The organism is Mesorhizobium sp. M7A.F.Ca.US.002.01.1.1 (genome assembly GCF_004022955.1).
Taxonomy (GTDB): Bacteria; Pseudomonadota; Alphaproteobacteria; order Rhizobiales; family Rhizobiaceae; genus Mesorhizobium; species Mesorhizobium ciceri.
This window is the reverse complement of record NZ_RZQE01000335.1, coordinates 1-6,563: the sequence shown is the minus strand read 5'-3', so window position 1 is coordinate 6,563 and position 6,563 is coordinate 1. Positions and strand designations below refer to the sequence as shown.

General features: G+C 63.4%; 6 protein-coding genes and 1 pseudogene. 6 read left to right on the top strand and 1 reads right to left on the bottom strand.

Features of this window, described 5'->3' with window-relative positions; all coding sequences use genetic code 11:
* From EN932_RS25575 to EN932_RS25550, 6 genes and pseudogenes are all read left to right on the top strand, one after another.
* Nucleotides 1-2,177: efflux RND transporter permease subunit (locus EN932_RS25575; protein ID WP_164890617.1), on the top strand; the 2,177-nt coding region annotated here is incomplete at its 5' end.
* Nucleotides 2,178-2,256: 79 nt separating this feature from the next.
* Nucleotides 2,257-2,880 (top strand): nitrile hydratase subunit alpha, encoded by a 624-nt coding sequence (gene nthA, locus EN932_RS25570; RefSeq protein WP_127369810.1) that lies wholly within the window; start codon nucleotides 2,257-2,259, stop codon nucleotides 2,878-2,880.
* Nucleotides 2,877-3,536: a nitrile hydratase subunit beta gene (gene nthB, locus EN932_RS25565; protein WP_027160578.1), complete on the top strand. Its 660-nt coding sequence runs from the start codon at nucleotides 2,877-2,879 to the stop codon at nucleotides 3,534-3,536. Before nthA ends, nthB begins: the two co-directional genes overlap by 4 nt.
* Complete coding sequence (locus EN932_RS25560) at nucleotides 3,523-3,873, top strand: nitrile hydratase accessory protein (protein WP_027160577.1); 351 nt, start codon at nucleotides 3,523-3,525, stop codon at nucleotides 3,871-3,873. The genes nthB and EN932_RS25560 overlap by 14 nt, the downstream gene beginning before the upstream one ends.
* A gap of 115 nt (nucleotides 3,874-3,988) precedes the next feature.
* A pseudogene (gene fusA / locus EN932_RS25555) lies at nucleotides 3,989-4,885 on the top strand (elongation factor G); the annotation flags it as partial.
* Nucleotides 4,886-5,037: 152 nt separating this feature from the next.
* The gene (locus tag EN932_RS25550; protein WP_127369873.1) at nucleotides 5,038-6,165 is read left to right on the top strand and encodes an ATP-dependent RecD-like DNA helicase; all 1,128 of its coding nucleotides are present in this window, start codon (nucleotides 5,038-5,040) and stop codon (nucleotides 6,163-6,165) included.
* Here EN932_RS25550 and EN932_RS25545 read toward each other — a convergent pair.
* Nucleotides 6,158-6,562, bottom strand: coding sequence for an STAS/SEC14 domain-containing protein (locus EN932_RS25545; RefSeq protein WP_245483324.1), 405 nt, complete (start codon nucleotides 6,560-6,562; stop codon nucleotides 6,158-6,160). The genes EN932_RS25550 and EN932_RS25545 overlap by 8 nt on opposite strands.
* Nucleotide 6,563: the final 1 nt, after the last annotated feature.

Here is a 6,563-nt window from a genome sequence, read left to right as displayed (position 1 = left end):
CGGTCAGCGACGTGCAGTTCACGCTGCTGCTCACCATTGCCCTGGTCATCATGGTGATCTTCGTGTTCCTGCGCCGGGTGACGGCGACAATCATCCCGGCCGTGGCGGTGCCGATCTCGCTGATCGCCACGCTCGGCGCGATGTTCCTGTTCGGCTTTTCCATCGACAACATCTCGCTGATGGGCCTGACGCTGGCGGTCGGCCTCGTCGTCGACGACGCCATCGTGATGCTTGAAAACATCTTCCGCCACATGGAGGAGGACGGGCTGTCGGCCTTCGACGCCTCGCTGAAGGGCGCGCGCGAAATCGGCTTCACCATCATCTCGATCTCGATCTCGCTGGTGGCGGTTTTCATCCCCGTGCTGCTGATGGGCGGCGTCATCGGGCGCATCTTCAACGAGTTCGCCGTGGTGGTGACGGTCGCCATCCTGGCGTCGATGTTCGTGTCGCTGACGCTGACGCCGATGCTGTGCTCGCGGCTGCTGTCGGTGACCAAAGCCGACCGCGACAAGCATGGCCCCGGTCACAAGCAGGACCTCGTCACGCGCGGCTACGACAGGGTCTTGAGCTTCTGCCTGCGGCACACCTTCCTGGTGTTCCTCGTCTTCGTCGGCACCGCGGCAGCGTCGGTGTGGCTGATCCAGATCTCGCCGAAGGGTTTCTTCCCGCAGGAGGACATCGGCCAGATATCGGTGACCACCATCGCCCGCCAGGACATCTCGTTCGACGCCATGTCCAGGCTGCAAGGGCAGGTCGCCAGCGTCTTCTCGCATTCGCCCTATGTCGACCATGTGGCGTGGTCGGCGGGCAGCGGCAACAACGCGCTCAACCAGGGGCAGCTTTTCGTCCAGCTCAAGGGCAAGGACCAGCGTCCCGATATAGAGAAGGTGCTTGCGGATCTGCGCAAGCAACTGGCCGGCGTTGCTGGCATCGAGACCTACATGCAGCCGGTGCAGAATTTGAGGCTGGGCTCGCGGTCGTCCGCAAGCGCCTACCAGCTCGTGGTTCAGGGCCTTGATACCGGCCTCACCGATATTTGGGCGCAGAAACTGAACGACGCGATGGCGGCCGACCATGCGAACTTCACCGACGTCACCAGCGACCTGCAGAACAATGCGCTGCAGGCGACGCTGGTGGTGGATCGCGACAAGGCCGCCCAACTCGGTATCGATACCGACACGTTGCGCTCCGCCCTCTATGGCGGGTTCGGCACCGACCAGGTTTCGACCATCTTCGGTTCGGCCGACAGCTATGAAGTCATCACCGAGCTCGATCCCAAGATCGAGTGGTCGCCCGAGCGGATGCTGGCCATCCAGATGAGGACGGCGAGCGGCAGTCTTGTTCCGCTCGGCGCCTTCGCCCGCGTCGATCGCACGGCCGGCGCCCTGACCGTCAACCAGCTCGGCCAGCTTCCAGCCGTGACCATCTCCTACAATCTGCCGCAGGGCGTGGCGCTGGGCGACAGCGTGACACGCATCAATGCGCTGAAAGAGCAGATCGGCATGCCGACGGTGATCTCGACGACCTTTGCCGGCACGGCCAAGACCTTCCAGGATTCGCTGGCCAACCAGGGTTTTCTGATCGGCGGCGCAATCCTGACCATCTACATCGTGCTCGGCATCCTCTACGAAAGCTTCATCCACCCGCTGACCATCCTCACCGGCCTGCCGTCGGCCGTGCTGGGAGCGGTCGTTGCGCTGCGCTTCGCCGGCATGGATCTGTCGGTCATCGCGGTGATCGGCATCCTGATGCTGATCGGCATCGTCAAGAAGAACGGCATCATGATGGTCGATGTCGCGCTCGAACTGCGACGAGAAGGCATGTCGGCGACCGAGTCGATCCACAAGGCTTGCCTGATGCGCTTCAGGCCGATCATGATGACGACGCTGGCGGCACTCATGGGCACGTTCCCGATTGCGCTCGGCACCGGCGCCAGCGCCGAACTGCGCCAGCCGCTGGGCGTTGCCGTTGTCGGCGGCCTGCTTGCCTCGCAGGCACTGACCCTGTTCGTGACGCCGGTCATCTATGTCTACATGGAGAATTTCTCGGGCTGGCTGGTGGGGCTTTGGTCGAAGCGCAAGGGCGAGCCGGGCTCGGTCGAAGCGGGGGATCAGCCCTCGCTGTTCAAGCCCAGGGAAGACATGCTGCCCGAGCCGCAGCGGGCGGCCGCCGAATAGGGGGTAGAGCTGGCGCCATGGTCCGCTGGCCCAAGCCCTCATGCTTGCAGCGGCATCACTGCAAACGTAGTTTGTAGCCATGTCACACGATCATGATCACGACAACGAACTCGATCCGTTTGCCGCCCGCGTGCGTGCGCTGGAGACGATCCTCGCCCAGAAGGGTCTGATCGATCCGGCCGCGATCGACGTCATCGTCGACACCTACGAGACGAAGATCGGGCCGCGCAACGGCGCCAGGGTGGTGGCGAAAGCCTGGCGCGATCCAGCCTATGCCGACTGGCTGAAGCGCGATGCGACGGCGGCGATCGGCTCGCTAAGCTATACCGGCCGCCAGGGCGAGCACATGCAGGCGGTGTTCAACACGCAGGACACCCATAATCTCGTCGTCTGCACACTGTGCTCCTGCTATCCGTGGTCGGTGCTTGGCCTGCCGCCGGTCTGGTACAAGGCGCCGCCCTATCGTTCGCGCGCGGTGATCGATCCGCGCGGCGTGCTGGAGGAGTTCGGGCTGACGCTGCCGGCGGACAAGAAAATCCGCGTCTGGGATTCCACTGCCGAGCTGCGCTATCTCGTCGTGCCGATGCGGCCCGAGGGTACCAAGGGCTGGAGCGAGGAGCGGCTGGCGGAGCTGGTCAGCCGCGATGCGATGATCGGCACCGGCCTGGCCCAAAGACCTGGAATAGAGGGGCAGCCGGCATGAACGGGCCGCAAGATCTCGGCGGACAGATGGGGTTCGGCCCGGTCGCGCCGGAAAAGGACGAACCTTACTTCCATGCCGCCTGGGAAAGGCGGGCGCTCGGCGTGACGCTGACTGCCGGCGCCATGGGCGCGTGGAACATCGACGAGAGCCGGCATGCACGGGAATCGCTGCATCCGGCTGTCTACTATTCATCGAGCTACTACGAGATATGGATCAAGGCGCTGGAGGTGCTGTTAAAGCGCCATGGCTTCGTCAGCCAGCGCGATCTCGAAGCGGGCAAGGCAGTCGATCCAGCAGCGACTCCCAAGAGGGTGCTGAAGGCGGAAAACGTGCCCGCGGTGTTGGCCAAGGGCAGCCCTTGCGACCGGCCGGTGGCGCAAGCGGCGCGGTTCAAGGCGGGCGACGCCGTGCGGACCAAAAACTTCAACCCGACCGGCCACACGCGGCTGCCGCGCTACGCACGCGGCAAGCACGGCGTGATCGAGGCGGTGCACGACGGTTTTGTTTTTCCCGACAGCAACGCGCATGGACACGGCGAAAATCCGCAATGGGTGTACACCGTGGTTTTCGAAGGATCGGAGATCTGGGGCGAGGGCGCCGACCCGACGCTTGTTGTGTCGATCGACGCCTGGGAGAGCTATCTTGAGCCGGCGTGATGGCCCCGCCGATTTGCCGCCGGGCGCCGATGCGCCTGTTTTCGCCGAGCCATGGCAAGCCGAAGCCTTCGCCATGACGGTTGCGCTGCACGACAAGGGCCTGTTTTCGTGGAGCGAGTGGGCGCAGGCACTGTCGGCAGAAGTGAAGAGACCGGGCGCCGCAGCGGACGGCCATGATTATTACGAACATTGGCTGGCTGCGTTGGAAAAGCTGCTTGCCTCAAAAGGTCTGGCCGCCAAGTCCGATGTCGATGCGATGGCAGAGGCATGGGAACGCGCCGCGCATGCCACCCCGCACGGCAAGCCGATCCTGCTGGAGAACGATCCTGGACCCTGACAGCAGGCTGCGAGCAGCCAGGCCAAAAAGATCAGTTTAGTCTTCCGTTATCTCAGTCCGGATTTCGCTCCTGCACTCAGTTGCAAATATTGGGGCCACCAGCGACCATATCCCCATGATGGAAAAGCCTGCCGCGCCCTGGCCTTTGCTGCAAATCGCGATCGAGCCGAAATCGAAGGCCGATCAGGAGCGGCTGCGTATCGCCTTGGCGAAGCTGGCGGACGAGGATGCTTTCTTCCGCGTCATGCAAGACGAGGAATCGGGCCAGACCATTATCGCCTTCATGGACGAACTCCACCTCGACATCATCATTGACCACCTGCGTCGCGAGTCCCAGGTCGATGTGAATATTGGTTCTCCACAAGTGGCCTATCGCGAGACGATCACCCGTACGCACAAGCAGGACTTCACGCACAAGAGGCAGTCCGGCGGCACCGGTCAGTTCGCCCGCGTCAAGATCATGTTCGAGCCGAACGCGGACAGCGCGGACTCCGTGTTCGAGTCCAGGATCGTCGGTGGTGCGCTTCATGGCGAATACATTGCGGGCGTCGAAAAGGGGCTGCGCAGCATATTGTCCTCAGGTCCATTTGCGGGCTTCCCGATGATCGGCGTCAAGGCGTTGCTGATGGATGGCGCTTTTCACGATCCCGATTCCTCGGCTCTGGCTTTCGAGATCGCCGGCCGCGCCTGCTTTCGCGAAGCCGCGCCACGCCTCGGCGTGCAGTTGCTCGAGCCGATCATGAAGGTCGAAGTAATGACTTCAGCAACCCATGTCGGCAACGTCATCGCCGAACTGCAAAGCCGCCGTGGCCAGATCCTGAGTCGGGAAATCCGCGGCGTGGTCGTCGTCGTCAACGCGACAGTGCCGCTTAGAAATATGTCCAAGCTGGAGGATGCACTCCGGTCCTGTTCGAACGGGCAGGCACGGTTGAGCGTCAGCTATGCCGGATACGCTCCCGTTCCGCTACCACCCGACGACCGCGACCCGCGGGCCGCCATGGCCATTGCCTGAATTTCGCTTCCAGCCGACGTGGTCGGTTGTTCCCTTTACGTTCTTGTCTGTGCCTGATAGCCTGACCCGTCGGCGGCACTGAAGCGTCCCGGCGCATCGATGATGATGGCGGCTGTCTTGTCTTTCCCTTGCGAATCCGGTCTCTCGCGCTGATGGAATTCTCTCCCCAACAGGACGAGGCGCTGCAAGCGGTCGCCCGCTGGCTGAAGATCGGCCAGCCGCAGCTGTTCCGGCTGTTCGGCTATGCCGGCACCGGCAAGACGACGCTGGCGCGCTATTTCGCCGAACATGTCGACGGCCAGGTGCAGTTCGCCGCCTTCACCGGCAAGGCGGCGCAGGTGCTGCGCTCCAAGGGCGCGGTCAACGCCCGCACCATCCATTCGCTGATCTATAGGCCGAAAGGCGAGGAATCGGTGTCGGACGAAGTCACCGGCAAGACCTCGATGTCGCCGACCTTTTCGCTCAACCGTCAAAGCCCGATCTCGCGCGCCAAGCTGGTCGTCATCGATGAATGCTCGATGGTCGACGAGCAGCTCGGCCGTGACCTGATGAGTTTTGGCACGCCGATCCTGGTGCTTGGCGATCCCGGCCAGCTGCCGCCGATCTCGGGCGGCGGCTTCTTCACCGACCACGAGCCGGATTTTCTGCTCACCGAAATCCACCGGCAGGCGCGCGACAACCCGATCCTGCGGCTGGCGCTCGATGTGCGCGAGGGCCGCGAGTTCATGCGTGGCGACTATGGCACGGCGCAGGTGATCGGCAAGGAAGACGTTACCCAGGAACTGGTGCTGAAGGCGGACCAGGTGCTGGTCGGCACCAATCGCACGCGGCGCCGCTACAATCAGCGGCTGCGCGAGCTCAAGGGCTTCAACGCCGACTATCCGCAGGCCGGCGACAAGCTCGTCTGCCTGCGCAACGATCCGGCAAAGGGCCTGCTCAACGGCTCGCTGTGGAAGGTGATGACATCGTCGCGCGAGACGGTGAAGCCCGGCATCAACCTTCTGGTGTCGCCGGAAGAGGACGATCCGGATCGCGGCGTCGCCAAGATCAAGCTGCTCAAGGCGGCGTTCGAGGATCCGGACGCCGATATCCCCTGGCAGCAGAAGAAGCGCTTCGACGATTTCGACTATGGCTACGCGCTGACCGTGCACAAGGCGCAGGGCTCACAGTGGAACGAGATCGTGCTGTTCGATGAAAGCTGGGCCTTCAAGGAAACCCGCCAGCGCTGGCTCTACACCGCCATCACGCGGGCGGCCGAGCGGCTGACGATCGTCAGGTAGGGGCGCCGGATGCTGTTGCCCCGATAGGCTGTGCGGCAAGCCATTGCCAGGCGGCAGCCTCGTCCTCCGCCCTGAAATGCCTGATTTCGATGGGCGGTGAGGACGGCAGAAAGCGTTGTGCGTCCGCTATCCAGTCCGGTTCGCCGATCGTCGCGCAACGGTCGACATGTTCCAATGCATGAATGGCGCCCTGCTTCAGGGTCTCGTCAGCGATGTCGGCCCAGTCGACGCCGTCGTGGTCGACGAGGCGCACCAGCACATCGACGCGCGGATGCAGGGCGTAGGCTGCCTCCAGCAATCCGAAAAGATTTTCACCATCGGCCGCGGAAACGTGCCCGACGACATCGATGGCGAAAAGGTCGTCACGGCTGGTCTCGATACGGCGGATTGCCGGCACC

What these genes read in the sequence shown, in the direction of transcription:
- EN932_RS25550 (WP_127369873.1), top strand. Translation starts at nt 5,038, where the DNA reads ATGGAATTCTCTCCCCAACAGGACGAGGCGCTGCAAGCGGTCGCCCGC.
- nthB (WP_027160578.1), top strand. Translation starts at nt 2,877, where the DNA reads ATGAACGGGCCGCAAGATCTCGGCGGACAGATGGGGTTCGGCCCGGTC.
- nthA (WP_127369810.1), top strand. Translation starts at nt 2,257, where the DNA reads ATGTCACACGATCATGATCACGACAACGAACTCGATCCGTTTGCCGCC.